22 protein-coding genes are annotated in these 23,381 nt (G+C 50.0%); 16 read left to right on the top strand and 6 right to left on the bottom strand.

Features of this window, described 5'->3' with window-relative positions; translation table 11 throughout:
- The first annotated feature begins 24 nt into the window (after positions 1 to 24).
- The 16 genes from GFH31_RS10050 to GFH31_RS09985 all read left to right on the top strand — a co-directional run bounded on the left by GFH31_RS10050 (position 25) and on the right by GFH31_RS09985 (position 16,449).
- Positions 25 to 345, top strand: a complete 321-nt coding sequence (locus GFH31_RS10050; protein WP_153497842.1) for a helix-turn-helix domain-containing protein — start codon at positions 25 to 27, stop codon at positions 343 to 345.
- A gap of 465 nt (positions 346 to 810) precedes the next feature.
- Entirely contained in the window at positions 811 to 1,035 is a 225-nt protein-coding gene (locus GFH31_RS12910) for an Arm DNA-binding domain-containing protein (protein ID WP_228385828.1), read from the top strand.
- Positions 1,036 to 1,062: 27 nt separating this feature from the next.
- Positions 1,063 to 1,434 (top strand): phage integrase SAM-like domain-containing protein, encoded by a 372-nt coding sequence (locus tag GFH31_RS12905; protein ID WP_228385757.1) that lies wholly within the window; start codon positions 1,063 to 1,065, stop codon positions 1,432 to 1,434.
- On the top strand, positions 1,421 to 1,969 hold the full coding sequence (locus GFH31_RS12900; protein WP_228385756.1) for a site-specific integrase: 549 nt from the start codon (positions 1,421 to 1,423) through the stop codon (positions 1,967 to 1,969). The genes GFH31_RS12905 and GFH31_RS12900 overlap by 14 nt, the downstream gene beginning before the upstream one ends.
- 589 nt (positions 1,970 to 2,558) lie before the next feature.
- Positions 2,559 to 3,611 carry a transcriptional regulator gene (locus GFH31_RS10040; RefSeq protein ID WP_101571638.1) on the top strand — a complete coding sequence of 351 codons (1,053 nt, stop codon included), beginning with the start codon at positions 2,559 to 2,561 and terminating at the stop codon, positions 3,609 to 3,611.
- A 165-nt stretch (positions 3,612 to 3,776) separates the two neighbouring features.
- Complete coding sequence (locus GFH31_RS10035; RefSeq protein WP_101571639.1) at positions 3,777 to 4,172, top strand: hypothetical protein; 396 nt, start codon at positions 3,777 to 3,779, stop codon at positions 4,170 to 4,172.
- Between the two features lie 410 nt (positions 4,173 to 4,582).
- Positions 4,583 to 5,692, top strand: coding sequence for a dTDP-glucose 4,6-dehydratase (rfbB, locus tag GFH31_RS10030; RefSeq protein WP_101571384.1), 1,110 nt, complete (start codon positions 4,583 to 4,585; stop codon positions 5,690 to 5,692).
- Positions 5,693 to 5,719: 27 nt separating this feature from the next.
- Positions 5,720 to 7,252: an oligosaccharide flippase family protein gene (locus GFH31_RS10025; RefSeq protein ID WP_194285230.1), complete on the top strand. Its 1,533-nt coding sequence runs from the start codon at positions 5,720 to 5,722 to the stop codon at positions 7,250 to 7,252.
- A gap of 22 nt (positions 7,253 to 7,274) precedes the next feature.
- A complete protein-coding gene (locus tag GFH31_RS10020; protein ID WP_153497840.1) occupies positions 7,275 to 8,111 on the top strand; it encodes an SDR family NAD(P)-dependent oxidoreductase in 837 nt (278 codons plus the stop codon).
- A gap of 33 nt (positions 8,112 to 8,144) precedes the next feature.
- Positions 8,145 to 9,890: a thiamine pyrophosphate-binding protein gene (locus GFH31_RS10015; protein ID WP_101571390.1), complete on the top strand. Its 1,746-nt coding sequence runs from the start codon at positions 8,145 to 8,147 to the stop codon at positions 9,888 to 9,890.
- A gap of 13 nt (positions 9,891 to 9,903) precedes the next feature.
- Complete coding sequence (locus GFH31_RS10010; RefSeq protein WP_101571392.1) at positions 9,904 to 11,001, top strand: polysaccharide pyruvyl transferase family protein; 1,098 nt, start codon at positions 9,904 to 9,906, stop codon at positions 10,999 to 11,001.
- A 12-nt stretch (positions 11,002 to 11,013) separates the two neighbouring features.
- Positions 11,014 to 12,120: a glycosyltransferase family 4 protein gene (locus tag GFH31_RS10005; protein WP_153497839.1), complete on the top strand. Its 1,107-nt coding sequence runs from the start codon at positions 11,014 to 11,016 to the stop codon at positions 12,118 to 12,120.
- Between the two features lie 22 nt (positions 12,121 to 12,142).
- The gene (locus GFH31_RS10000; RefSeq protein WP_101571397.1) at positions 12,143 to 13,189 is read left to right on the top strand and encodes an EpsG family protein; all 1,047 of its coding nucleotides are present in this window, start codon (positions 12,143 to 12,145) and stop codon (positions 13,187 to 13,189) included.
- The gene (locus GFH31_RS09995) at positions 13,186 to 13,923 is read left to right on the top strand and encodes a glycosyltransferase family 2 protein (protein ID WP_153497838.1); all 738 of its coding nucleotides are present in this window, start codon (positions 13,186 to 13,188) and stop codon (positions 13,921 to 13,923) included. The genes GFH31_RS10000 and GFH31_RS09995 overlap by 4 nt, the downstream gene beginning before the upstream one ends.
- A gap of 8 nt (positions 13,924 to 13,931) precedes the next feature.
- Positions 13,932 to 15,068 carry an NAD-dependent epimerase/dehydratase family protein gene (locus GFH31_RS09990; protein ID WP_118457695.1) on the top strand — a complete coding sequence of 379 codons (1,137 nt, stop codon included), beginning with the start codon at positions 13,932 to 13,934 and terminating at the stop codon, positions 15,066 to 15,068.
- Positions 15,069 to 15,456: 388 nt separating this feature from the next.
- Positions 15,457 to 16,449: a lipopolysaccharide biosynthesis protein gene (locus tag GFH31_RS09985; protein ID WP_153497837.1), complete on the top strand. Its 993-nt coding sequence runs from the start codon at positions 15,457 to 15,459 to the stop codon at positions 16,447 to 16,449.
- A gap of 445 nt (positions 16,450 to 16,894) precedes the next feature.
- On the opposite strand, the gene GFH31_RS09980 is transcribed toward GFH31_RS09985, so the two are convergent.
- The 6 genes from GFH31_RS09980 to GFH31_RS09955 all read right to left on the bottom strand — a co-directional run bounded on the left by GFH31_RS09980 (position 16,895) and on the right by GFH31_RS09955 (position 23,378).
- Entirely contained in the window at positions 16,895 to 17,086 is a 192-nt protein-coding gene (locus GFH31_RS09980) for a helix-turn-helix domain-containing protein (RefSeq protein ID WP_180951512.1), read from the bottom strand.
- A gap of 1,872 nt (positions 17,087 to 18,958) precedes the next feature.
- The gene (locus tag GFH31_RS09975; protein WP_101571641.1) at positions 18,959 to 19,771 is read right to left on the bottom strand and encodes a glycosyltransferase family 2 protein; all 813 of its coding nucleotides are present in this window, start codon (positions 19,769 to 19,771) and stop codon (positions 18,959 to 18,961) included.
- Complete coding sequence (locus GFH31_RS09970) at positions 19,771 to 20,370, bottom strand: SIS domain-containing protein (protein ID WP_101571405.1); 600 nt, start codon at positions 20,368 to 20,370, stop codon at positions 19,771 to 19,773. The genes GFH31_RS09975 and GFH31_RS09970 overlap by 1 nt, the downstream gene beginning before the upstream one ends.
- A gap of 13 nt (positions 20,371 to 20,383) precedes the next feature.
- Complete coding sequence (locus GFH31_RS09965; RefSeq protein ID WP_055202135.1) at positions 20,384 to 21,412, bottom strand: dehydrogenase; 1,029 nt, start codon at positions 21,410 to 21,412, stop codon at positions 20,384 to 20,386.
- Positions 21,413 to 21,429: 17 nt separating this feature from the next.
- Entirely contained in the window at positions 21,430 to 22,530 is a 1,101-nt protein-coding gene (locus GFH31_RS09960) for a glycosyltransferase (protein WP_153497836.1), read from the bottom strand.
- The gene (locus tag GFH31_RS09955; protein ID WP_180951513.1) at positions 22,527 to 23,378 is read right to left on the bottom strand and encodes a glycosyltransferase; all 852 of its coding nucleotides are present in this window, start codon (positions 23,376 to 23,378) and stop codon (positions 22,527 to 22,529) included. The genes GFH31_RS09960 and GFH31_RS09955 overlap by 4 nt, the downstream gene beginning before the upstream one ends.
- Positions 23,379 to 23,381: the final 3 nt, after the last annotated feature.

Raw genomic sequence — 23,381 nt, 5'->3', positions numbered from 1 at the left:
GGGCGTTTAATTATAGGATAGAAAATGGAGGTCATAACAATTGAATCAAGAGCTTTTAAGCAACTAATGGATAAACTGGAGGCGTTGTCGGAATACGTTTATTCGATGGAGCCCTCTGTCGAGAACGAAGATGAAAATTGGGTAGGGAGTCAGGATATCTGCCGGTTTCTGAAGATCAGCGAACGAACACTGCAACGACTGCGAGCAAACGGTAAGATTACTTACTCCTGCATGGGTGGGAAGTATTATTACCAGATTGGTCAGATTAGAAAATTGCTCCGGGCACACATCATAAAGAGTAACGACGAATGTTTACAGGATTTGATAGCACATCACAAAAAATAAAACTATATTTGCATTAGTAAACCGAAGAAAAGCAGTTTCCGAGAGGGTAAAATCCTATCAGGAAATGGTTTGCAAAAATGTCCCCGCCGGTGTCCCATTTTGGAAAAACAACCCGGCGAATCAAAGGGAAGTCATTGATGAGCAAAACATAAGGAAGACGTAGGTCAGACTCTCGTTTTCCGCTCTTAAAGCCTTGATAAAGAGGCTGCAAAAGACAGAAAAATCCTTATGTATCAATGATATGTAAGGATTTTTTATTTGGGGGGCCGCTGAGAGAAAAAGCAATGGAAAGCAGCTTCGCGTGACCTTGTTCGCGACCTCTCGGCCGTGAGCGGAAAAAGGTCACGATTTGAGGGTTATTTCGCTGTATTGCTGCATCTTAACCAGTAACATTTCTGTGCTGCAAACGTATAACTATTAAAGCCGAGCAGTCATGGAAAGAAAGACTTTCAGCGTGGTTTTCTTCTGCAAGAAAACCAAGGTAACACCAAGGGCGTCGCCCCGATCTACGTCCGGATCACCGCCAACGGACAGTCCACCGAGATTTATACCCAATGTCAGGTAGAGCCGAAAAAATGGAATCAACGGCTGGAACGCATCCCGTTCCGCGACAAGGTATCGATGCGGATCAACCAGATCGTTGCCAGCTATCGAGCCAATATCCTCGCGGCATACGATCAGCTTATCTGAGAAAACAAAGAGCCGACCTGCTTTGCCATGAAGGAACGGCTGTTTCGTCCCGGTGCGGATTCCCGCCCCTTTCTTACCAAGCTCGCCAAATATTGCGACAAGCGGCAGAAGGAAGTCGGCGTCCGCATTACCCAACTGACCGCAAACAAATACCACCGCCTGCTCAGGTACTTGCGGGAGTATACACGGGTACAGTACGAGAAGGACGACTTACCGCTATCGCTCGTGGATTATGAATATATCGACGGTTTCAATACCTTCCTGCAAACGGCGCATAACTGCAATAACAATGGTGCAGTGAACCTGCTTTGCTGTCTGAAAAACTTTAATCCTCTACGCCATCCGCAACGAATGGATCGAAAAGAATCCGTTCCGGCATTACAAAATGAAGATCGATAAAACCAACGTAAAAACGCCTTTGACTAAATCGGAGCTCGATCTGTTGATCCGTAGACAAATGCCCAACGATCGGCTCGACCGCATCCGTGACGTGTTTGTCTTTTGCTGCCTGGCAGGATTGGCCTTCACCGATACCGATCATTTGCGCCGCGAGCATCTCTCGACCGACGAACAGGGTACGCAGTGGATACACAAGCCCCGCGAGAAAACAGCCGTAATGAGTCGGATTCCGTTATTACCGTATCCGATCAAGCTGCTTGACAAGTATGCGAACGATCCGGAGCTTCAGGTCAAAGGCAAACTATTGCCCGTGCCGAGCAACCAGAAGATGAACAGTTACATCAAAGAAATCGCCGCAATCTGTAACATCGGTAAAAACCTGACGACACATGTGGCTCGGCATAGTTGGGCTACAGCAGCACAAAAGCATAATATTCCCATTTCCGTCATTAGTGCCGGAATGGGCCACGCTTCCGAGCGAACGACTCAAATCTATATGGCTGCGTTGGAAAATTCAGAAAATCGACACTGCTAATCAAAGAATTACAACCATTCTGACTAAATGTGTCTCTACACAAGAGACCATACAAATGTATATTAATAAATGTTAACAGCCAAATTTCCGGATAAATTTTAAAGTTAAAAACTCCTTTTGCATCGATGTAACATACTAATAAATAGAAATATAATTGCGTATTACCCGATTGTTTACGTCAGAGTATAATTATCCATCATTCAGTTTCTGCATTCCTTGAAATATCTGAGTTTTCGTTTTCAAATAATGACATGGCCAAACACATCATAAAATATATGCGTTCATTATCAATCATTTAACAGCTTGTATGGTCTCTTGTGTAGAGACGACCATCATAATTGTCTGATTAGGTTGTGCGTATAAAAATTGTTCGCATAAAATAATTCGGACTTGTATGGAACAGGACGGAAATAAAGGAAGGAATTGAAATTTTCAGGTTTATCTCCTTTATTACAAGTAATGCATTATTATCCAATGCTTTATATAATAGCAGTGGTATGGCATAGAAATGTCTATAACTGAAAAAAACAATCGTTTTTCGGGAAGCAGATATGGATCTCCGGAAAAAAATGTTAGGGACTATCCTCCCATCTTAGCTGAACAATCCGAAAGCAAGAGAAACAGCCAAGCTGTAAGGTGGTACGTGCTGACGCTTCCTTCCTGTCACCGGGGACCGGCCGTCGGTCTGCAAAGGGAGTTGGACCGCCGCATCCGTTGCGGAGAACCGGAGTTCGAGTTCTTCGCTCCCTCGTACGTGGAAGTAAAGAACGAGGACGGACATTTCGTCAATACCCGCCGTCCGTTGCTTTACAACTACGTTTTTGTCCGCTCGTCGGAAAGCGAGATATATCGGATGAAGCAGGAATTGCCTCAATACAACTTCCTGCCGCGAGTGCGGGAAGGGCTACGCGGATACTATCCTTACCTGTCCGACGAGGCGATGCGCAACCTGCAATGGGTTGCACGTTCCTACTGCGACGAGCTTCCTGTCTATATGCCCGAAACGGAGAGGCTCGCCAAAGGCGATCGCATCCGTATTATCGCGGGGAGATTCAAGGGTGCTGAGGCACGCGTAGCGATCCGACCCGGCGGAGGACGGAAAGATGTCGTCGTATGCGTAGAGAACTGGATGTGGGTTCCGTTGCTGCATGTCCGTCCGGGAGAGTACGAAATCATCGCTCTGCATGAAAGCGGGAAACACGTATATACCCGGCTGGATAACGACCAATTGCTGGAAGACCTACACGAGGCTTTGGGGCGTCGCTGTACTCCGAACAGTGTAACGGACGCAGATCGTACGTTGGCTTCCGAAACGATCAGGCAGTATGGCAAATTGGAAATGAATAGCGACGTATTGCGCTGCAAACTCTATTCCATACTGCTTTCGGCTTACACAATACTCGAAGCTACGGACGAGTGCGAAAACCTGATCGGAATGATCCTCAAAATACTCCCTTTGGTCAAAGCGGAACAGGCACGTGCAGGATTGCTCGTCACACTTTACGGATGCACGGACAGCAGTCTTGATTACGAACGGGCCCACGAGATCGTCGACCGATGGAAAAAGGAAGAATCTCCCAAGAAGAGCAAGTTGCGCCTGATCCGGTGGCTGGACGATTACGACAGCTGGCTGGGACACTGAATGCTACGCTCTTATACACTTAATTTTCCGAGTCCCTGCTTCAGGTATAGTTCTCGGACTTGTATAGAAAACAGATACGGAATAAACCGGTAGCCGGACTCGATCGAAACATCACTTTAAGTCTGGGAAGCCAGTATGCGACAACCTATGGAAAACGCAGAAATCATGGCAGGAAGACCGCAACGAAATACCGAAGCCGAACCATCGGGAGTACGTCTGATGGCCTTCCTGGCAGCTCACCGAACGGAAGTGCTCGCTCGGGAACAAAGTAACGAGCGATTCATCCACTTGTATGGCACAGGCGGGTACTGGGCGGCTTTCGAACGATCCGCCTACCAGCTATGCCGGTTGTTTCCCCGAAACGAAACCGCGATTTTCCATTTCGCGACTTATCCTTTCCCCGTCGTCATGGCATCTATTGCGGACGGCGAGCTGCGGGCCTACTCTCGGAGACATATACTGCGGACCGTTGATCCGGATCATAAAGTGCTGACGGTTCCGGTACTCGCGCCCGAGGCGTACAAACGATGGCGTGGCGAAAAAATAGAAGAATTCGCGTAACGAGATACTTTGCTCATTTCACGAACGGCATTGCTCGTCCACGAGATATCGCGGAAAATCGGTTGTTCGGAGAGCGAATGATTTGCCCGTTCCGTCATAGCCTGGGGATGATAATTGGTCGGCTTGTGCTGTAAAATTTAAGTAGAGCCTTATGACAAAGTATGCGGGCGTACACATGCCACATTCAATCTACCAAACACAATAAACACGAACCTCAAATCTGTAACAAGAATTGATTCGCCATAAAAAGCACGCGCTCTAAGAAATGAGAATGCCGAATCGTTGCATTGCGGAAACAAAAACTATGTATCGCCTCCCGAACGATGCTTGCTGGCCGGCAATCCGACTTCTCTAAGCAAGATCTATATTATAGATCGCAACAACGGTCGAATCGATTATTTATTCTACTTATGAGCCACAACATCCTGATTACCGGCGGTGCCGGCTTCATCGGAAGCCACGTGGTCCGCCTGTTCGTAAACAAATACTCCGGCTACCGCATCGTCAACCTCGACAAACTGACCTATGCGGGCAATCTGGCCAACCTCTCGGACATCGAGCGTGCGCCGAACTACACGTTCGTCAAAGCGGACATCTGCGATTACGAAAAGATGCGGGAGGTATTCCGCAACTACGACATCGACGGAGTGATCCACCTCGCCGCCGAAAGCCATGTGGACCGGTCGATCAAAGACCCGTTCACGTTCGCCGGGACCAACGTGATGGGAACGCTTTCGCTGCTTCAGGCGGCCAAAGAGTACTGGAACGGAAACTACGAGGGGAAACGGTTCTACCACATATCCACCGACGAGGTGTACGGGGCCCTGGAACTCACGAAACCCGACAGAGACCCCAACGGCAACGAATGCGGGGGAGTACCCTACGGGGACGGCTTCTTCACCGAAACGACCAAATACGCCCCGCACAGCCCCTACTCGGCCAGCAAGGCTTCCTCGGACCATTTCGTGAGGGCTTACCACGACACCTACGGGATGCCCACGATCGTCACCAACTGCTCGAACAATTACGGACCCAACCAGTTTCCAGAGAAACTGATCCCGTTGTTCATAAACAACATCCGGCACAACAGGCTCCTGCCCGTGTACGGCAGGGGAGAGAACGTACGCGACTGGCTGTATGTCGAGGACCACGCCCGGGCGATCGACCTGATCTTCCACGAAGGGAAGACCGCCGAAACGTACAACATCGGAGGCTTCAACGAATGGAAGAACATCGATCTGATCCGTGTAATCATCAAGACCGTCGACCGCCTTCTGGGCAGGCCGGAAGGTACCGGCGAAGCACTTATTACCTACGTCACAGACAGAGCCGGACACGACCTGCGTTACGCGATCGACTCCTCGAAACTCAAATGCGAACTGGGCTGGGAACCTTCGCTGCAATTCGAGGAAGGCATCGAAAAAACCGTCCGCTGGTACCTCGATAACCAAAAGTGGATCGACAACGTTACTTCCGGAGAATACCAGAAATATTACGAAGATATGTACCAAAATAGGTAACCGGGAAAGGGGAAAGGGGAAAGGGGAATGCTGAAAGCCGAGAACAACCGCCGAATAGCAAAAAATACAGGCATACTATATCTCCGGACGATACTCATTCTCGTCATCACGTTGTATACGTCCCGTATCGTGCTGAATACGCTCGGCATCGAAAATTACGGAATATACGATATCATAGGCGGATTCGTCGCATTTTTTTCGGTCGTCAGCGCCACGATGGTTGCCTCAACGCAGCGGTTCTTGACTTTCGAACTCGGAAAAAAGGAGGGTCATTCTCAGGAAGTATTCGGAGCCGCAATGACGATTCATATCGTCCTAGCGCTGATTCTGTTGTTGCTGTTCGAGACCGTCGGTCTGTGGTTTCTGAACGCCAAGTTGAATATCGCCGCGGAAAGAATGCATGCGGCCAACTGGGTCTACCAATGTTCGGTTCTGACTTTTCTGATCAATATCCTGAGTATTCCCTACAACGCGACGATCATCGCCCACGAGAAAATGAACGTCTTCGCCTACATCAATATTCTGGAGGTGACGTTGAAACTGCTTATCGTTTATTTTCTGCTTATCTCGCCGGTCGACCGGCTAATCCTTTATGCGGTGCTCGTACTCTGCGTAGCCGTGTTCGTCCGCTTTATTTACGGCGCTTACTGCTTGAGACATTTCCCGGAAACCCGATACATGCTGATTCGAGAAAAATCCTACTATAAAAAGATTTCCCAATTTGCCGGGCTGAACTTTTTGGGAGCCAGCTCGTATATCTTGGCAGGACAAGGTATCAATCTCCTGCTTAATCTGTTTTTCGGCGTGACGGTCAATGCAGCACGGGGAATCGCCTTGCAGGTCGAAGGAGCCATCATGAAGTTCGTCAACGACTTTACGACAGCCCTGAACCCGCAGATTACGAAATCTTATGCCTGCGAAGACAAGGATTACATGATGGAATTAGTCTGCCGGGGATCGAAATATTCATTCCTGCTCTTCCTATTTCTAGCGCTTCCCGTGATGGTCGAAACTCCGCTGGTACTGTCCATTTGGTTGAAAGAAGTACCGGAGTATACGGTGATTTTCGTCCGATTCTCGTTAAGTATCGCGATGCTCAATACGCTCTCCGCCCCTTTGACGACTTGTGTTTTGGCCACGGGCAACATCAAGGCAATGTCGCTCTGGATCGGGACGGTGCGATTGTGCGTGCTGCCGTTGGCCTACTTGTTTCTGCGATGGGGCTATCCTCCGTTTATCGTATATGCGGTCGTTCTACTGACGGATATGTTGCTGTTGTTCGTTCGTATCGGCATCGTGACGAAAGTGGTCCGGTACAGCGCCGGTTTTTTTATGAAAACCGTCATATTGAGGCTCATTCCGGTATTACTTCTTTCGGGGCTGTCGGCCGTTCTGCTGTCCCGTTTCATTGCGGCCGATAGTTTCGTCGGGCTGGTAGCTTTTACTGCAACTTGCTTATGCGTGACCGCAGGAGTGGTCGCATACGCCGGATTGAACGATACAGAAAGAATGTACGTCGTTACGATGGTCCGTTCGAAATGGGGTAAACCGAAACGTTGAATACTTAACACCCTAATAAACAATGATAAAAGAGGCCATTGTACGGGCCCTGCGATGGATAGTGAAAGGAACCCCGAACGTTCGAATTACGGCGAACATCGTCGAAACAGCTCCGCAGAACAGGCTCGCAGGCAAAAAAGTGATCGTTACCGGAGGCGGACGAGGCTTAGGTTTTTACATCGCACGGAAGTGTCGGCAAGAAGGAGCGTCCGTCTTGATCGCCGGACGGGACGAGCGAGTGCTGCAAGAAGCGTCGCAACGGCTCTGCGACTGTCCTTATCTCGTATTCGATGTCCGGCGAACGGCAGGTATCGCCGCTTTCCTGTCCGAAGCCGACAGACTGCTGGGAGGCCGAGTTGATTGTTTGGTAAACAATACGGGTATATCTCTGCATGAAAAATCGTTCGCCGATGTGACTGAGGAGGGGTTCGATCGCCAATTCGACACGAACCTCAAAGGCCCCTATTTCCTGACTCAGACTTTCATCGACTACATGAACAGAGAGAAAATCGGACAAGGCAACATCCTATTTATTACTTCGGAAAGAGGTCTCTATTGCGACGACATTCCCTACGGGTTGACCAAGGCGGCGATCAACAGTCTCACGACCGGCCTCGCCCGTCGACTGATCGCTCAGGGGATTCGGGTCAATGCGATCGCACCCGGCGTAACGGCTTCCGACATGACGGGGGTCGATAAGAACGGCAACCTCTATTGGCCCTCTTCCTGTGCCGGACGGGTTTTCCTTCCCGAAGAGGTGGCCGAAGTCGCGGCTTTCCTCCTGTCGGACGTTTCCATGTGCATTTCAGGTGAAATCGTGCCTTGCAACCAAGGGAACCACTACCGATGCGACTGGTAATCAATCGTTCGAAAAAATATAATATAAAATATCATGAATAAGTCGTATACGAACGAGCGGAATGTCCAGATCGTGATCGCGCTCCTCAAGGCGCACGGAATCCGCAAAGTAATCGTGTCTCCCGGCACGACCAATGTCGCTCTGGTAGGAAGCATACAATACGATCCGTGGTTCGAGATTTTTTCGGCGGTGGATGAACGTTCCGCAGCCTATATGGCCTGCGGATTAGCGGCCGAAGCGGGCGAACCCGTCGTACTCAGTTGTACCGGGGCCACGGCTTCGCGCAATTACATGCCGGGGTTGACAGAAGCGTATTATCGGAAATTGCCGGTACTGGCCATCACCTCGATACACGATTTTTCGAACGTGGGACATCTCATGCCGCAGGTCATCGATCGGACGGTCTCCCCGCGCGATGTCGTCGGACTGAAAATCGAATTGCCGTCCGTCAGAGACGACAAGGAAGCGTGGGATTGCGAGATCAAAGTGAACACGGCTCTGCTCGAACTCAAACGCAAGGGCGGCGGTCCCGTGCATATCAATTTGGCGACGGGAGCCAGTTGCAGCTTCTGCGTCAAGAACCTTCCTGCGGTACGGATGATCGAGAGGATCGGATACGGAGACATTCACCCGGAAATGCCCGCCGGTCGAATCGCCGTCTTTGCAGGAAGCCATGCTCGATGGAGTCCCGAACTGACCGAAGCGGTGGATCGTTTTTGCGCATCGCGCGATGCCGTGGTATTTTGCGACCATACGAGCGGCTATCACGGGAAATACAAAGCGTTGTACGCGCTCGTCGCCGGACAGGAACAGTACGATCCGGGATTGGGACAAGTCGACTTGCTCATCCATATCGGGGAAGTGTCGGGCGATTACTTCACGGCGGGCCGGATGAAAGGTTGCCAAGTGTGGCGAGTGAGCGAAGACGGTGAGATTCGCGACACTTTCCGTCGGTTGCGTTACGTGTTCGAAATGTCGGAACGGTCGTTTTTCAAACATTACACCGTCGGCGAAGGTACGTCCGACCGCTTTCTGCGGCAATGCCGGACCGAGTACGACAATTTGTACGCAACGATTCCCGATCTGCCTTTTTCCAATGTATGGATCGCCTCGCGGATGGCCCCTCGCATACCGGAACATGCTGTCGTGCATTTCGGAATCCTCAATACGCTACGTTCGTGGAACATGTTCCGGATGCCGGAATCGGTCGTCTCGAACTCCAATGTCGGCGGTTTCGGGATAGACGGCGGGGTATCGACTCTGGTAGGGGCTTCTTTGGCCGACCCCGACAGACTCTGTTTCTGTTTCATCGGAGACCTCGCGTTTTTCTACGACATGAACGCGATCGGCAACCGGCATGTCGGAAACAACATCCGCATTATGTTGATCAATAATGGGAAAGGCACCGAGTTCAGAAATTATTTCCATCCCGGACAGATGTTGCTCGGCGACGATGCCGACCGGTACGTCGCCGCAGCCGGCCATTACGGCAACCGGTCCCGCGTCTTAGTCAGACATTATGCGGAAGATTTGGGATTTACCTATCTGTGCGCATCGGACAAAAAAGAATTCGAACGAGTATATGAACAGTTCCTGACCCCGGAAAAGACACCTAAACCCCTGTTGTTCGAAGTCTGGACGAACAGCGATGAAGAGAGCGAGGCGCTGCGGATTTTGCGGAACATGAAATCGGACCCGACGGGAAAAACGAAGCATTTAGTGAAACAATACCTTGGTCCTAAAGGGATCAACTTCGTGAAAAACATTCTGAAAAAATAACGATATAATACCGATGAAAATAGGCATCCTGACTTTCCATTGCGCCCATAATTATGGAGCAGTATTACAGGCATACGGACTACAGGAATATCTTAGGTCGCAAGGACACGAAACGTACATAATCGATTATCGTCCCGGTTATCTGACTCGAAACTACAAAGCGTTCAATATTCGCTTCTGGATGGCCTCTACCCCGCGGGAGATAGTATATAAATTGCGCTACGAGCCTTTTTTATGGAAACACAGAATATTGCGGAGCAAAGCATTCGACCGATTCATACGGAACCGTTTCGACCTGCATCCCTATGTCCGGCATACGAATTTTTCCGATTTCGATGCGATTTTTTTAGGGAGCGATCAAATCTGGAACAAAACGATTACCGGGCAGCGTTACGACGAGGTATTCTTTGGAGGAAACGCAACATGCAGGGTTATCGCCTATGCGGCCAGCATGGGACGCGGAACGCTTTCCGACAAAGACCGCGAACGCCTCCGGCAATATTTGGCCCCTATGACCGCAATCGGCGTAAGGGAGGAATCGCTGAAGGAGTTGTTGCAGCCGCTGAGCGCCAAACCGGTTTACACAACGATCGACCCCACGCTTCTGGCAGGCGCCGAAATGTTCGAAAAGATCGCCTCGCCCCCGGCCTCAGATCGGAAATACGTCCTCGTATACGACTTGAGCCCTTACAAACGCGAGGTGCTTGAGATCGCCCGGAATGTCGCCGAAAAGATCGGGGCTCGAATCGTGGAACTCGACGCCTATCCGCTGACCGGATTCTCCATGCGATACAAAGACCAGACGGCATCGCCGGAACAATACCTCGGCTATTTCCGACATGCAGCCTTCGTGGTCACGACCTCTTTTCATGGCACTGCATTCTCGTTGCTGTTCAACCGACCTTTCTACACGATCAAGCAGGACAATCCGGCAGACCTCCGAGCGCTCTCCTTGTTGGAAAAAGTAGGATTGACCGACCGGTTTATTCCACTCGGAACGGTACCCGGATGCAATCCCGTCCGGTACGAAAAAGTAGAGCAGCGTCTTGCATCGGAAGTAGAAAAATCACGAACATTCATCGACGACGCTCTTTCGTCGCCGATTCGTTAAAACTCATTTTTCATGCCTACCCGACGAATAGCATTTCTACTGCCCCGATCCGGCGTCACTCCAATCGGTGGATACAAGGTCGTCTATGAATACGCCAACCGACTGGCGGCCGACGGATACGAAGTCGAACTGGTCTATCCCGCCTACGTAGCTCGATTCCAACAAAGCCTGCTGGTGACCTGCCTGAAGTGGAGCAAATCGTTGATCACGTTTCTTTACCGAAAGTGGAAGGGGTATTCGGGTCGGCAATGGTTTCCACTACATGAACGGATTAAGGAACATTGGGTATGGTCCCTCGTCGAAAAGTGCGTTCCTTTAGCAGATGTTTACATCGCTACGGCAGTCCAAACCTCGCGTTATCTGGAACGATATGTAGGCATTTTGCCGGAACGAAAATATTATTTCATACAGGGATTCGAGAATTGGGGCAGCAACACATCTGAGCATGTCATGGAATCCTACCGCTATCCTATGCGAAAGATCGCCATCGCCCGTTGGCTCGTCGAACGAGTCGAGTCGTGTGGCGAAAGTTGCGCATTGATATACAATGGATTCGACTTCGATTATTTTAAAAGGGAAATCCCTTGCTCGGACCGAGACAAATTCCGTATCGCCATGATGTATCACGCTTTGGAAACGAAAGGATGTGCTGACGGCTTCAATGCATTGGAGATCGTCAAAGCACGCTATCCTCAAATAGAGGTTTCCATATTCGGAGCGACACCCCGCCCCCGACATTTACCCAAATGGTATCATTATGTACAGCGCCCCGACCGGCAGACGCACAATCGCATTTATAACGAAGCGGCTATTTTTATCGGAACGAGTTGGTCGGAAGGCTGGGGGCTGACCGTAGGAGAAGCCATGATGTGCGGCGCAGCAGTTGCTTGTACGGACAATCCGGGTTATTCGGAGATGGCACGGAATAGCGAAACGGCCCTGGTATCGCCGATCAAAAATTCACAAGCGTTGGCCGAGAACATCATCCGTTTGCTCGAGGACGACGAATTGCGCTGTCGTATCGCAGAGGCTGGCTATCGAAATATACAACAATTCACATGGGAGGCATCTTATCCGAAATTTCGTTCGTTGATCGAAAACGGCTGTCGGCAAATATAGTCGCTCCCCTCATTACAAACGTATGCATACTTTAGGTATCGTTACGTTGCTATTCGTTGGCTGCGCCATTATCGCATTGGGCGAATCGAGCATAAAGCGAAAACAACTGTATTTTATATACGGGCTGACCGGATTTCTGATGGTATTGGCCGCCGGATTGAGAGACGGAAATACCGTCAGCGATTACAAGACTTACCTCAACATGTTCCAATACCCAGAGGAGGCGTCTACGGTAGAACCCACATTTACCCTCATCGGCTCTCTGGTCAAAGCAGTTTGTCCGTGGCCCGTCCTATTATTCGTGATTTACGCGAGCATCGGCGTTACATGCAAGATTTTAGCTATCAAGAGACTGACTTCATTATTATTTCTGTCGTTAGTCATTTACATATCGAACGTGTACCTGCTACACGACATGACGCAAATCAGAGCCGGAGTTGCGTCCGGCATTTTTTTGCTGGCCATTCGACCTCTGGCCGAACACAAAATATTCCGTTATACGGCTTTGATTCTGCTAGCCTCCCTTTTCCATTATTCTGCACTGCTGCTATTACCGCTGGTCGTGCTAAAAAACCGGCCGATTGCAAGCAAAAGCAAATACCTCTGGTGGAGTATCGTACCGCTGGGATTCGTGGCCCACAGTACGATGTTTGATATTTCCGTCATCCCCATCGAAAGTATTCGACTCAAACTGGAAATGTATCAACGTCTTCAGGAACAAAGCGTACAAGGGTTTACGGATGCCAATCTGTTCAATCCGTACTTTTTGTTCCGATGTGCGCTGTATTACGGCATGCTGTGGAAACGTGACACGATCGGAGCGCACAATCCCTATTTCCCGCTATTGATTAAGATAGAAGGAATCGCCCTCTTTCTGTTTCCCGCACTTTCATTCATCTCGTTACTCGGGTATCGGGGATCCGAATTACTGGGCGTCGTCGAGATTATCCTGTATCCGCTGTTCATGTACGCATTCCGGCCTCGAATAGCCGCCAAGATGGCGGTGATCGGAATCGGCACTCTGCTACTGGCGGTCAACATCATTCATAAACATTTGATTTTTATATGAAACCGTCTGTTTCTGTATGCATGGCAACCTATAATGGGTCAGATTATATCCGGGAACAACTGGACTCAATCTTACCTCAATTGAACGACGACGACGAAATCGTCATATCGGACGACCATTCATCGGACGATACAATCGAACGGATTAAAGCTTTGGGAGACCCGCGCATCAAAATTTTCTACAACACGGGAGAACAGGGATTCACGTCGAATTTCGAAAATGCCCTGAAACATGCCACTAAACCGATCATATTCTTGTCGGATCAAGACGATATATGGATGCCCTCCAAAGTCACCTATTGCATGGAGCGTCTGGTCGGAGGATTCGATCTGGTAGTCCACGATGCCGTCATCGTCGACGAGAACAAAAACGTTTTACACGACTCTTTCTACCGTGTGAGGCATGTTCATCGAACGCTCATAGGCAATCTTGTCAAATTCGGATATTTGGGATGCTGCATGGCTTTCAGACGCAAGATTCTGGAAGTAGCTCTACCGTTTCCGACGAATCGCAAATGTTGTCTCCACGATAATTGGCTCTATTTGGTAGGAAACGCTTTTTTCAAAAGCACAATTGTGAACGAGAAATTAATTCTCTATCGTCGACACACCCATAACACCTCGACCGGCGGCATAGGTTCTTCCACCACGACAGTGGGCTTTAAACTGAAGTATCGTTTTTACCTGATATGCCGATTGATCGGTCGGATGCGACTTGATCGTCATCGAAAATAAATATTCCTATGAAAAACATTCTGATCACGGGCGGCGCGGGCTTTATCGGCTCGCACGTCGCGCTCAAGCTCGCCGACAAAGGATACGAAGTCACCGTGCTCGATAATCTGTCGCCGCAGATTCACGGTAAGTACCCCCAAAACACCTCCCCGTTATACCGCAGCATCCGCGACCGCGTGCGCTTCCTGCGCGGCAGCGTAACCGACCGGGACGACTGGCTGCGGGCCCTCGACGGACAGCATGCCGTGATCCATTTGGCCGCCGAGACCGGAACCGGACAATCGATGTACGAGATCGAGAAATACACTGCCGTCAACATCGGCGGAACTTCGCTGATGCTGGATATACTCACGAATACAAAGCATTCGGTATCTAAGGTTGTTGTCGCCGCATCGCGCGCGATCTACGGCGAGGGACGCTATCTGAGCGAGGAGATGGGATACGTCTATCCGCTCTCGCGCGCCGACGAGGACATGAGACGGGGAGACTTCGAGTGCAAGTACCCCGGCTGCACGAAGCCGCTACGGCTGGTCGGGACGACCGAAGACTCGGCGATTCACCCTACGTCCGTCTACGGCATCACCAAGCAGGTGCAGGAACAGCTCGTGATGACCGTCTGTCCCGCGATTGGCATCGCCCCGGTTGCCTTCCGCTATCAGAACGTCTACGGACCCGGCCAGTCGCTGTCGAACCCTTACACGGGCATCCTGTCCATCTTCTCGACCCGGATTAAAAACGGAAACGGAATCAATATCTTCGAGGACGGCCGCGAGACGCGCGATTTCGTCTATATCGACGACGTGGCCGACGCGACGATCCTCGGTCTGGAAAAGACCTCGGCCGACGGCGAGGCATTCAATGTCGGCACGGGCGTGGCGACCGACGTCATGACGGTCGCGCGCACGCTGATCGACAAATACGGCACCGAAGCACCTCTCACGGTCAGCGGGAACTACCGGCTGGGCGACATCCGCCACAATTTTGCCGATATCTCGAAAGCCCGGCGGCTGCTCGGATTCTCTCCCCGCTGGTCGTTCGACGCCGGCATCGAGCGGTTCGCCCGGTGGGTAGACGGCCAGCAGGTGCAGGCAGACCGGTACGAAGATTCGATCGAGGAAATGAAACGAAAAGGATTGTACAAATAGTCCGTCCCCGTCGCCCCCGACGAATCCGGACTTACCCGTACAAGCGGCGGACGTCCCGGCAAGATTCTGCTCCGCCCCGCGTCGGCGGCAGACTTTGTCCCGGGCAGTTCTCCGGCGCATCGAAATCCCTCCGCCCTTCTGGTCATAATCCTGTCGCCCGGCGAGTCGGGGCCGCGATACGAGTCGTCCCGATCGATACGAAGCCGTCCTTCCGGCTCCATTCCGCTGCGTACCATAAACGATACGGTAACGATACGCCTCGTAACGCCTACGGAGCAATTTTCGACTCGTCTTCTTAAAGCAATTTCCTTTCCCGGAGAAACGGACCGACTCCCGGAACGCGTCCGCGCGCAAACCGTCTATTGCACCATTTTAGTTATAAACGATCATGTTTTTAGAAAACAAAAGCATTCTGTTCTTCTCCGCGCAAGCGTTCGGCTATCAGAACGAAATCCGCGCGGAGATGGAGCGCATGGGAGCCCGTGTGGACTATTTCGACGAGCGCCCGGCCAACTCGTTCGCGATCAAAGCCGCAATCCGGATCAACCGGAATCTGCTGGCCCGCTACATCGACCGCTACCATGCCCGGATCATCGAGCGCACCAAAAACCGGAAGTACGACTACGTCTTTTTCATCAAGGGCGAGTCCATTTCCGTCGAGAATCTCGATAAAATCAAAGAACTGCATCCCGAGGCGAAGCTGATTATCTACCATTGGGACTCGATTGCCAACAACCGCAACGCGCTGCGTATCCTGCCCGTGTTCGACCGGGCCTTCTCGTTCGACAAACCCGACTGCGAGAAGCTCGGCATCCGCTTCCTGCCGCTGTTCTACCTGAGAGATTACGAGGAAATCGGCCAGCAGGAGCCTGACTACCGCTACGATCTGATGTTCGTCGGCACGGTTCACAGCGACCGGTACGGGCTACTGCGCCGCGTGACCGGGCAGATCGAGCGGGCCGGCGGACGCTGCTTCGCCTACATGTTTTTCCAGAGCCGGATTCTGTACTGGAAAATGAAGCTGCAGAACAAGAACCTGCGCGGCACGTCGGTCAGGGATTTCCGCTTCGCCCCGCTGCCGAAAGCCGGCTTGCTCGATCTCTACCGCAAATCGCGGGCAGTAATCGATATCCAGCATCCCCGGCAAACGGGCCTCACGATGCGGTGCATCGAAACGATGGGCGCCAAAAGAAAACTCATAACCACGAACGGACATATCGCCGAATACGACTTCTACGACTCGAACAATATTCTGATCGTGGACCGGCAGAATCCCGTCGTGCCGCCCGGCTTCACGACCTCTCCCTACCGGGACATACCTGCCGAGGTATACGACTGCTATCGGATCGACCGCTGGCTCGAAACGATTCTCAAATCGTAGTTCCGGCCGGATCCGACATTTTGACGAAGGACGAACTTTCCGCACGAGGGGGGCTGTCTGCAAATGCAGACAATCCCTCTCGTCTTTCTGACAATCTTCCATAGGGCAAACAAGGCCTACGGTATCGTAACTTCACGGAATACTTTGAGGACTCTGTTAAAACCAACTCGAACTATTTCCAGACTACGACACAGATATTCGGCCTGAGATTCGACGTCGGCATAGATGGTGAGTTATCCCGCCACTGCAGAGAATTTGTTAGCGTCGAGGCAGTATACGAAGCAGCGATTGAGAAAACGGCAGGAGAGCCTTTCGCCCAATATGCCCGGCCGAATACAGATAGAAATAAGGGTTAATTAGCATAACGCAATCCCCCGACCTACCGGGGTGCTCATATTTTCAATTTGTTATATTAGCCTATTTAATGGTCAGTACTTTGCCTGCATTAGCATGGCTTCTCAATGTGCCGCATATTGTTGAGAAGTGTTTCGCGGATACCGGATTCGGAATAGATGATGTTTCGGTCGCCGATAACGGTGAAAGGTATCTGCCGACTGTCGCGCAAATTCTGCAACGTGCGGAGCGAGATATGCAGGTAGGCAGATATTGCTTCTCCCGTGAGGTATCGTTCATTCATAACCGAGGGATGTTTCCCTGCCCGGTGTCACGAATAGTCTTAAAAAGTCTGGAGTAGTCCGGATGGCGGATTAACAGATATGCCGTCGTTGGATAATCGCACGTAGTTTTGGTTGGCTACAAATCCACACTGCTCCCGATTCAAGGTCGTGTCTGTTAAGAAATGCGACACCGAAGCATTTCGAGTTTCGGTTTAACTCGTTAAACCGAAATGTTTTCGTTAAACGAAAACCTAACTTTGCTGGGCGCATGTGCAACCCGTTGGTGATTTTGTTAAACCGTTTTTCAAGGAGAAAAGGGCCTTATCGAGTTTTTTATAGGGAAAACCCCGCGGTGCCCGGGAAAAAGGCTGGCACGAATATACGGCTACAACTGTCTGCACCGAATGGACAAATCTGCCCCGTTTGCGCCCCTGCCGGCTACGCTTGCAGTGAAGTAACGTCAGGGAAGACGACTTGTCCTGACATGACTTTACATTCGGGCGCTTCGGTCCGATATGGCTGGACATTTTTGCGAGTTCACAGAGAGAGAGCTCAGAAAGGGGGCAGACGATAAGGATTTCCGGAGCCGAGTCGATGCGACGGGCCTAAATCATCCGGCCGGAGAGGGAATCCGATTGCAGACTTATCGCCGAGGCAGGTTGATTTTTTAGGTACCTCTTTGTCCGGCATTCGGAAGAAGTCTGCTGGTGTACCGTCAATCCTTGAACGGGATAAGCTCGCAAAGGCAACGAATTTCAGGGACAACGATAACAAACCGAATTAAAACCGGGGCAACTTCCACCCGGGTTAAGATTCATCCAAGCCAACCTGAATCCGGAAATGACATAATTTTAGTGAAAATATATCGATTTACTGCGCTAAACGGAATTTGTCGCCGATCCGGCTCCGTAAATGATCCATATCTCGCTTGATCTTGTCGTTGGCGCTTCGCGTAAATCCATGTGGAGACAATGCCATAAAATTCTACATAACTCACGATATCACACATCTTACAAATAATAGTGTATTTGTGCCCGAAATGATTATACGTCCACAGAAACCGCAAATTCTGTAAATGTATTCCATTAACTTTATTCGGTTGATTTTGATGATTGTTTTGCTTGTATAATCGATTTATTTGCTATTTTTGTACAAGCATAAGGAATACAATAGGCTGTAAGATCAGCACTGCTTATAAGTGACCTGAGAACAAACAAAGAGCCTGAATATATTGATCCATAATGGATTGAAACCGAAGGTTCGGTTTTCGTTTTCCGCTCTTAAAGCCCTGATAAAGAGGCTGAAAAAGATAGAAAAATCCTTATGTATCCATGATATGTAAGGATTTTTTTTAGGCCCTGAAAGGAAAAACGGTAAAAAGCAGGGGCGCATAACCTTCCTGCGACCCTATCCGTCCCAAATCAGGAACGGCTTTTAAACAACTATTACCCTTGCTGTTATACAGACATCAAACCCTAATTATCAGACACTCATTCCCGAGGAATCACATGATAGACGCGGGATATTGCTATTTCTGCCAGCATACGTTATTCCCCCGTCGAAGGGTCTGCTCCGCCAGTCATTTGCTTCTCCGGCAATGTCAACAAAAAATCCGGATGGAAACCATCCGGATTTTTTGTTATTCAACCTATAAACAACGACAAGGCCGGTAAGAGCGATCGCACCGCCTCCTGCCCCCTCGCTTCGAGCCGATTACACCGCCGACGCCCGCATCGCGATAAAAGACAAGGACATCGGCAGCGAATATGCCAGCGCTTTCCGTATCACCGAAAAGAACGACCGAACCGTTCGTCCTCGCTATGAATAGCACGTTCTGAAAACAGTTCCGGCAATCGGGTATTACAAGGTACGTACCGTCAACCGATATAATATCAGCGATTATAATTCAGATCTTTCAACAACCGTCTATTGATCTTTCTACGCTGGGCATCGAAAAACCACCCCCATTTGTTGAAATACCGGATTATATTACGTATGTGAATGAGCAGCATTCTCCGGTTTTTATACGAAGCCGCTTCATGCAGATGCACGATGGATGCTCCGGGGTAATACATCGTACGGTACTGAAGGTGCATCCTGCGCGACAAATCGATATCCTCGCCATACATAAAAAAACGTTCATCGAACAACCCGACTTTGCAGAGCGCTTCTACGCGCAAGAACATAAAACAACCGGACAGAAAAGGAATATTCTTCTCTTTATCGTAATCGGAGAAACGTAATTCGAAACGTTCCCGACTCTTTTTAGCCCAACCGGTCGGCAAAAATCTGCGGAATATCAGATCGGCCGGGGTGGGCAACAGTTTGCAAAGATACTGCAACCGTCCGTCCGGATAGAAAACCTTGGGCATGATTTGTCCCACGTCTTCGTGAGCATCCATATAGCAGGCGAGGGATTCGATTGTTTCCGGCGCAAACCGAATGTCCGGATTCAGAACAACGTGGTATTTCGCACCGAGTTCCATCGCTTCCCGGATAGCGAGATTGTGAGCTCCGCCGTAACCGATATTGGCGTTGTGGATATACCGGATTTTCGAAGACCGTTTTTCCAAAATGCGCAGGGCATCGTTGCGGGAGTTGTCGATAATGTAAAGTTTATCGATAGAACTACGAAGGACGCAATCCAGCACGGCTCCCGCCTCCGGAAGCGAGGTATGGTATGTGACAACCGAAGCGGTAAGCATCATTGATTCGGCTTTAAGTCGCCGAAAAGTTTTTCTTCGACGATGCAACAGATGATATGTCCGATAAGAATATGCGATTCCTGTATCCGGGGAGTCTCGCCGGACGGCACTTTTATACATAAATCGCACATCGAATCCATTTCGCCGCCCGTAAATCCCGTAAGTCCTATCGTTTTTATTCCTTTTTGCCCGCACATGCGCAGAGCCTCCACGAGATTTGCCGAATTTCCGGATGTCGAAATGCCGATGAACACGTCTCCGGCAGATCCCTGGGCCTGTATTTGACGGGAGAATAATTTATCGTAGCCGTAATCGTTCCCGATGGCGGTGATGATCGACGTGTCGGTCGTCAACGCAATGGAAGCAATACCGGGCCGGTCAAAATAGAATTTGCTGACAAACTCTCCTGCGATATGCTGTGCATCGGCGGCGCTTCCGCCGTTACCGGCCAAGAGCGTTTTTTTCCCTTGTTCGTACGCATCCACGATCATTTGGGCAGCGGCCGCAATGTTCCGCATCAGCCCCTTGTCCGATAAAATGGCCTGCTTGGTCGATATCGACGCCCGAATCTGATCCGCAATACACTGTTCAACATTCATAATCCGCTATTTATCAATGAAAAATTTTCCACCCGTGCGTTCCCCCTTCGCTGAATTGAAACTCGACGATATTGCCATCGAGCTGATTCAATGCCCGTTTCACCTGCAACCTTTTTGTAGGTTCCACCGCAAAGATTATAAATCCGCCGCCGCCGGCGCCCGAGACTTTACCGGTAATGGCTCCCGCTTGAACGGCCCGCTCCATCGCCTCTTCGATGACCGGATTACTGATGGCCGACGCCATTGCTTTTTTGTCTTCCCAGCCTTGTCCGAGGATTCTGGCGAAGGAAGAGATGTCCCCCTTAAGCAATGCTTCCTTCATGTTTATGGCATTTTGTTTAATGCGGTGCATGGCTTCGACAGCCCGATTATTACCTTGCGACGTGTTTTTTTTCTGTTCGTCGATAATCTCCGCGGAACTGCGGGAAGCTCCGGTATAATAGAGCAATATACTGGCTTCCAGTTCATCGACGATCCATTTCTTGATGCGTAACGGATTCACGATAACGTGGTCGTCTTTGAGAAACTCCATAAAGTTAAAACCTCCGAAGGTAGCAGCATATTGATCCTGTTTTCCTCCGCTCAATGCAAGATCTTTCCGTTCGATCTCATAGGCCAACCGGGCTATTTCATAATCGCCCAGGGGTAGATTGAGCCACTCGACAAAAGCTTTGACAATGGCGACTACCATTGTGGACGAAGAACCGAGTCCGCTTCCGGGAGGCGCATCCGAATAAGTAGTGATACGGCACGACGGCGCCGGAACGCGGAAATCTTTCACAATGCGGTTATAGACCCCCTTATGCAGGTTCAGCGTTCCGTCGACGGGAAGTACCGGCAAAGATTCGAAAATTGCCGCCTGCCCGATGTCGGTTGCAATAATCTCGATTTTGCCGTTCTGCGTCTCTTCGATCGTACAATGAGCATAAAGATTGATCGTCGCGTTAAGAATCAATCCTCCGTAGAGATCGCTATACGGCGATACGTCGCTGCCGCCGCCGGCTAAACCCAACCGCAGAGGCGCTTTACTTCGAATGATCATAGGAAACCTTAATTAGGTTACAGATAATTTAAAATGGATTTCGTCTGATATTTGGCACGAAACGATTGTGCTAAACGTATTTTGTCGGCAATCGTCACCGGACGCCGGTTTTCTAAAATCCGCACGTACTCTTCCGGCGTGTCGACGATGCGGGTATGTTCCCCGAGCGGCAGGTAGAGATCGATCCCCTCCCATGCGACCGCGCTTCCCAATACGGGAGTGCCGAGCGCCAACGCTTCGACCACTTTGACTTTGATGCCGGCTCCGTGAAACAAAGGCGCGATCAGCCCTTGCGCTTCAGCGATATATCCGTACGGATTCTCTACGAACCCCAAATATTCGACCCGGTCGGTTTCGTCTATTTTTCGCCTGACGTCGGAAGGCATGTTGCCGCCGATAATTTTTATATTCAGGCGGGGCGTACGGGGAAACACCTCGTCGAGAAACCACGTCAGACCCTCTGTGTTTTCTTTTCGGCCCCAGGCGCCGTACATTACAAAATAGTCCTTGGGAACGATCGTCTTGTAATCGGTGCGCAGCAACAATTCGTCGAAATACAACGATATGTGATGCGCCTTCACGCCGTAAATATTCCGAATGAGCGTTTCGTCCTTGGGGCTGTGGCAAAATATCAGCGTCGCGGTTTTGTATAATAGTCTCTCGCTGAATTTTACGAACCTATTCTCAAGATAACCGAATATGTTTTTCTGCCTGGAAAATTTCTGGATCATCACGTCGTGCGTAATGACTATTTTTCGGGAGTGTCCGGCAAATAGCGCATAGGCGAATACCTGTCCGAAATTGAAAATCAACGCGTCGTACCGATGCTTGTTTTTACGGATGTAACGGACGACCGACCATTGAAAACGAGCCGTAAAGATCGGATGCAGAAATGGTAATTTTAAAGCATTGAACAACTTATCCTTTTTGTCGACAACGATACACTTCAGCATATTCGTATCGGGAACGGCTATCCCCTCCGCCTCGCTTCTGTTCCTGAAACAGATCAGATCGACCTCGTACCGACCACTCAAATCCTCGATTAATTGCCGCGTATAATTCTGGCCCGCGGTCTTGCGGCTGGGAACAAATGCGGAAATCAGCAAGATTTTTTTCATATTTTCTCAAAGATCATTCTGAATAAATGCCTCGAATGTTCCATGCTGTAATTTTGTTCGTAGATTTTTCGGCTTTCCTCGTTGAACCGCCTCTGCGGATACGGATAACCGTTGATCTTATCGATGAATTCCCGAGCCGTATTGCACAGCCCTCCCACCCGATCGAAATCCAACGCGTATCCGGAAAAGGCTTCGGTGGTGCCGAAGATCGTTTTCCCGTACATCAGCGCCTCCGCCGTTTTGAGTTTCATCCCCGAACCTTCGAAAATGGGGGCGATTACGAAATCCGCGCGATAAAAATATTCGGAAACATCTTCCACGGTTCCTATCACTTTGACGTTATCGCATTCCAAATCGTTTTTCAGCGTTTCGAACCCTTTGCCTATAATCAAGATCTCTGCGTTTACATGAGGAGCGACATGCTGAACGAACCACCGGACACCGTACTCATTCGGAAAAAAAAGACTGCCGGCAAAAATTCCGCGAGGCTTTTGATCCCGGCGTTCGGTAAGTTTGTTGTAATCCAGCTTGTCATCGAATGTCACCGGCACCAAAAAATCGGCGGATCGTTTATATATCTTATGCAACAGGGCGCTGTCCCTTTCGCTCAGGGCGATAATCGTATCGCTGTATCGAATCGCCATCCATTCGTTGTAGGCAAATGCGAAAAAAGAGAGTACGTTTCCTATTTTTTTCAGCCGGCGCACCACGTCGTAACTGTATTTGATTTCGACGTTATGAAAAAAAGTAACGATTTTGCAACCGGGATAACGCTTTTTAATAGCTTTGGCCAGCAATCCGTAATTCGAGCTATTTATAAAAACGTAATCGGGGGCTTCGCGTGCCATTAC

This window comes from Alistipes sp. dk3624 (assembly GCF_009557455.1).
Taxonomy (GTDB): Bacteria; Bacteroidota; Bacteroidia; order Bacteroidales; family Rikenellaceae; genus Alistipes_A; species Alistipes_A hominis.
The sequence above is the reverse complement of the archived record's forward strand: the minus strand, read 5'-3'. Positions and strand labels throughout refer to the sequence as shown.

Bases quoted from the DNA above. Each gene is read 5' to 3' on its own strand.
- GFH31_RS10050 (WP_153497842.1), top strand. From the start codon at position 25: ATGGAGGTCATAACAATTGAATCAAGAGCTTTTAAGCAACTAATGGAT.
- GFH31_RS12905 (WP_228385757.1), top strand. From the start codon at position 1,063: ATGAAGGAACGGCTGTTTCGTCCCGGTGCGGATTCCCGCCCCTTTCTT.
- GFH31_RS12900 (WP_228385756.1), top strand. From the start codon at position 1,421: ATGAAGATCGATAAAACCAACGTAAAAACGCCTTTGACTAAATCGGAG.
- GFH31_RS10035 (WP_101571639.1), top strand. From the start codon at position 3,777: ATGGCAGGAAGACCGCAACGAAATACCGAAGCCGAACCATCGGGAGTA.
- rfbB (WP_101571384.1), top strand. From the start codon at position 4,583: ATGAGCCACAACATCCTGATTACCGGCGGTGCCGGCTTCATCGGAAGC.
- GFH31_RS10025 (WP_194285230.1), top strand. From the start codon at position 5,720: ATGCTGAAAGCCGAGAACAACCGCCGAATAGCAAAAAATACAGGCATA.
- GFH31_RS10020 (WP_153497840.1), top strand. From the start codon at position 7,275: ATGATAAAAGAGGCCATTGTACGGGCCCTGCGATGGATAGTGAAAGGA.
- GFH31_RS10015 (WP_101571390.1), top strand. From the start codon at position 8,145: ATGAATAAGTCGTATACGAACGAGCGGAATGTCCAGATCGTGATCGCG.
- GFH31_RS10010 (WP_101571392.1), top strand. From the start codon at position 9,904: ATGAAAATAGGCATCCTGACTTTCCATTGCGCCCATAATTATGGAGCA.
- GFH31_RS10005 (WP_153497839.1), top strand. From the start codon at position 11,014: ATGCCTACCCGACGAATAGCATTTCTACTGCCCCGATCCGGCGTCACT.
- GFH31_RS10000 (WP_101571397.1), top strand. From the start codon at position 12,143: ATGCATACTTTAGGTATCGTTACGTTGCTATTCGTTGGCTGCGCCATT.
- GFH31_RS09995 (WP_153497838.1), top strand. From the start codon at position 13,186: ATGAAACCGTCTGTTTCTGTATGCATGGCAACCTATAATGGGTCAGAT.
- GFH31_RS09990 (WP_118457695.1), top strand. From the start codon at position 13,932: ATGAAAAACATTCTGATCACGGGCGGCGCGGGCTTTATCGGCTCGCAC.
- GFH31_RS09985 (WP_153497837.1), top strand. From the start codon at position 15,457: ATGTTTTTAGAAAACAAAAGCATTCTGTTCTTCTCCGCGCAAGCGTTC.
- GFH31_RS09980 (WP_180951512.1), bottom strand. From the start codon at position 17,086: ATGAATGAACGATACCTCACGGGAGAAGCAATATCTGCCTACCTGCAT.
- GFH31_RS09975 (WP_101571641.1), bottom strand. From the start codon at position 19,771: ATGCTTACCGCTTCGGTTGTCACATACCATACCTCGCTTCCGGAGGCG.
- GFH31_RS09970 (WP_101571405.1), bottom strand. From the start codon at position 20,370: ATGAATGTTGAACAGTGTATTGCGGATCAGATTCGGGCGTCGATATCG.
- GFH31_RS09965 (WP_055202135.1), bottom strand. From the start codon at position 21,412: ATGATCATTCGAAGTAAAGCGCCTCTGCGGTTGGGTTTAGCCGGCGGC.
- GFH31_RS09960 (WP_153497836.1), bottom strand. From the start codon at position 22,530: ATGAAAAAAATCTTGCTGATTTCCGCATTTGTTCCCAGCCGCAAGACC.
- GFH31_RS09955 (WP_180951513.1), bottom strand. From the start codon at position 23,378: ATGGCACGCGAAGCCCCCGATTACGTTTTTATAAATAGCTCGAATTAC.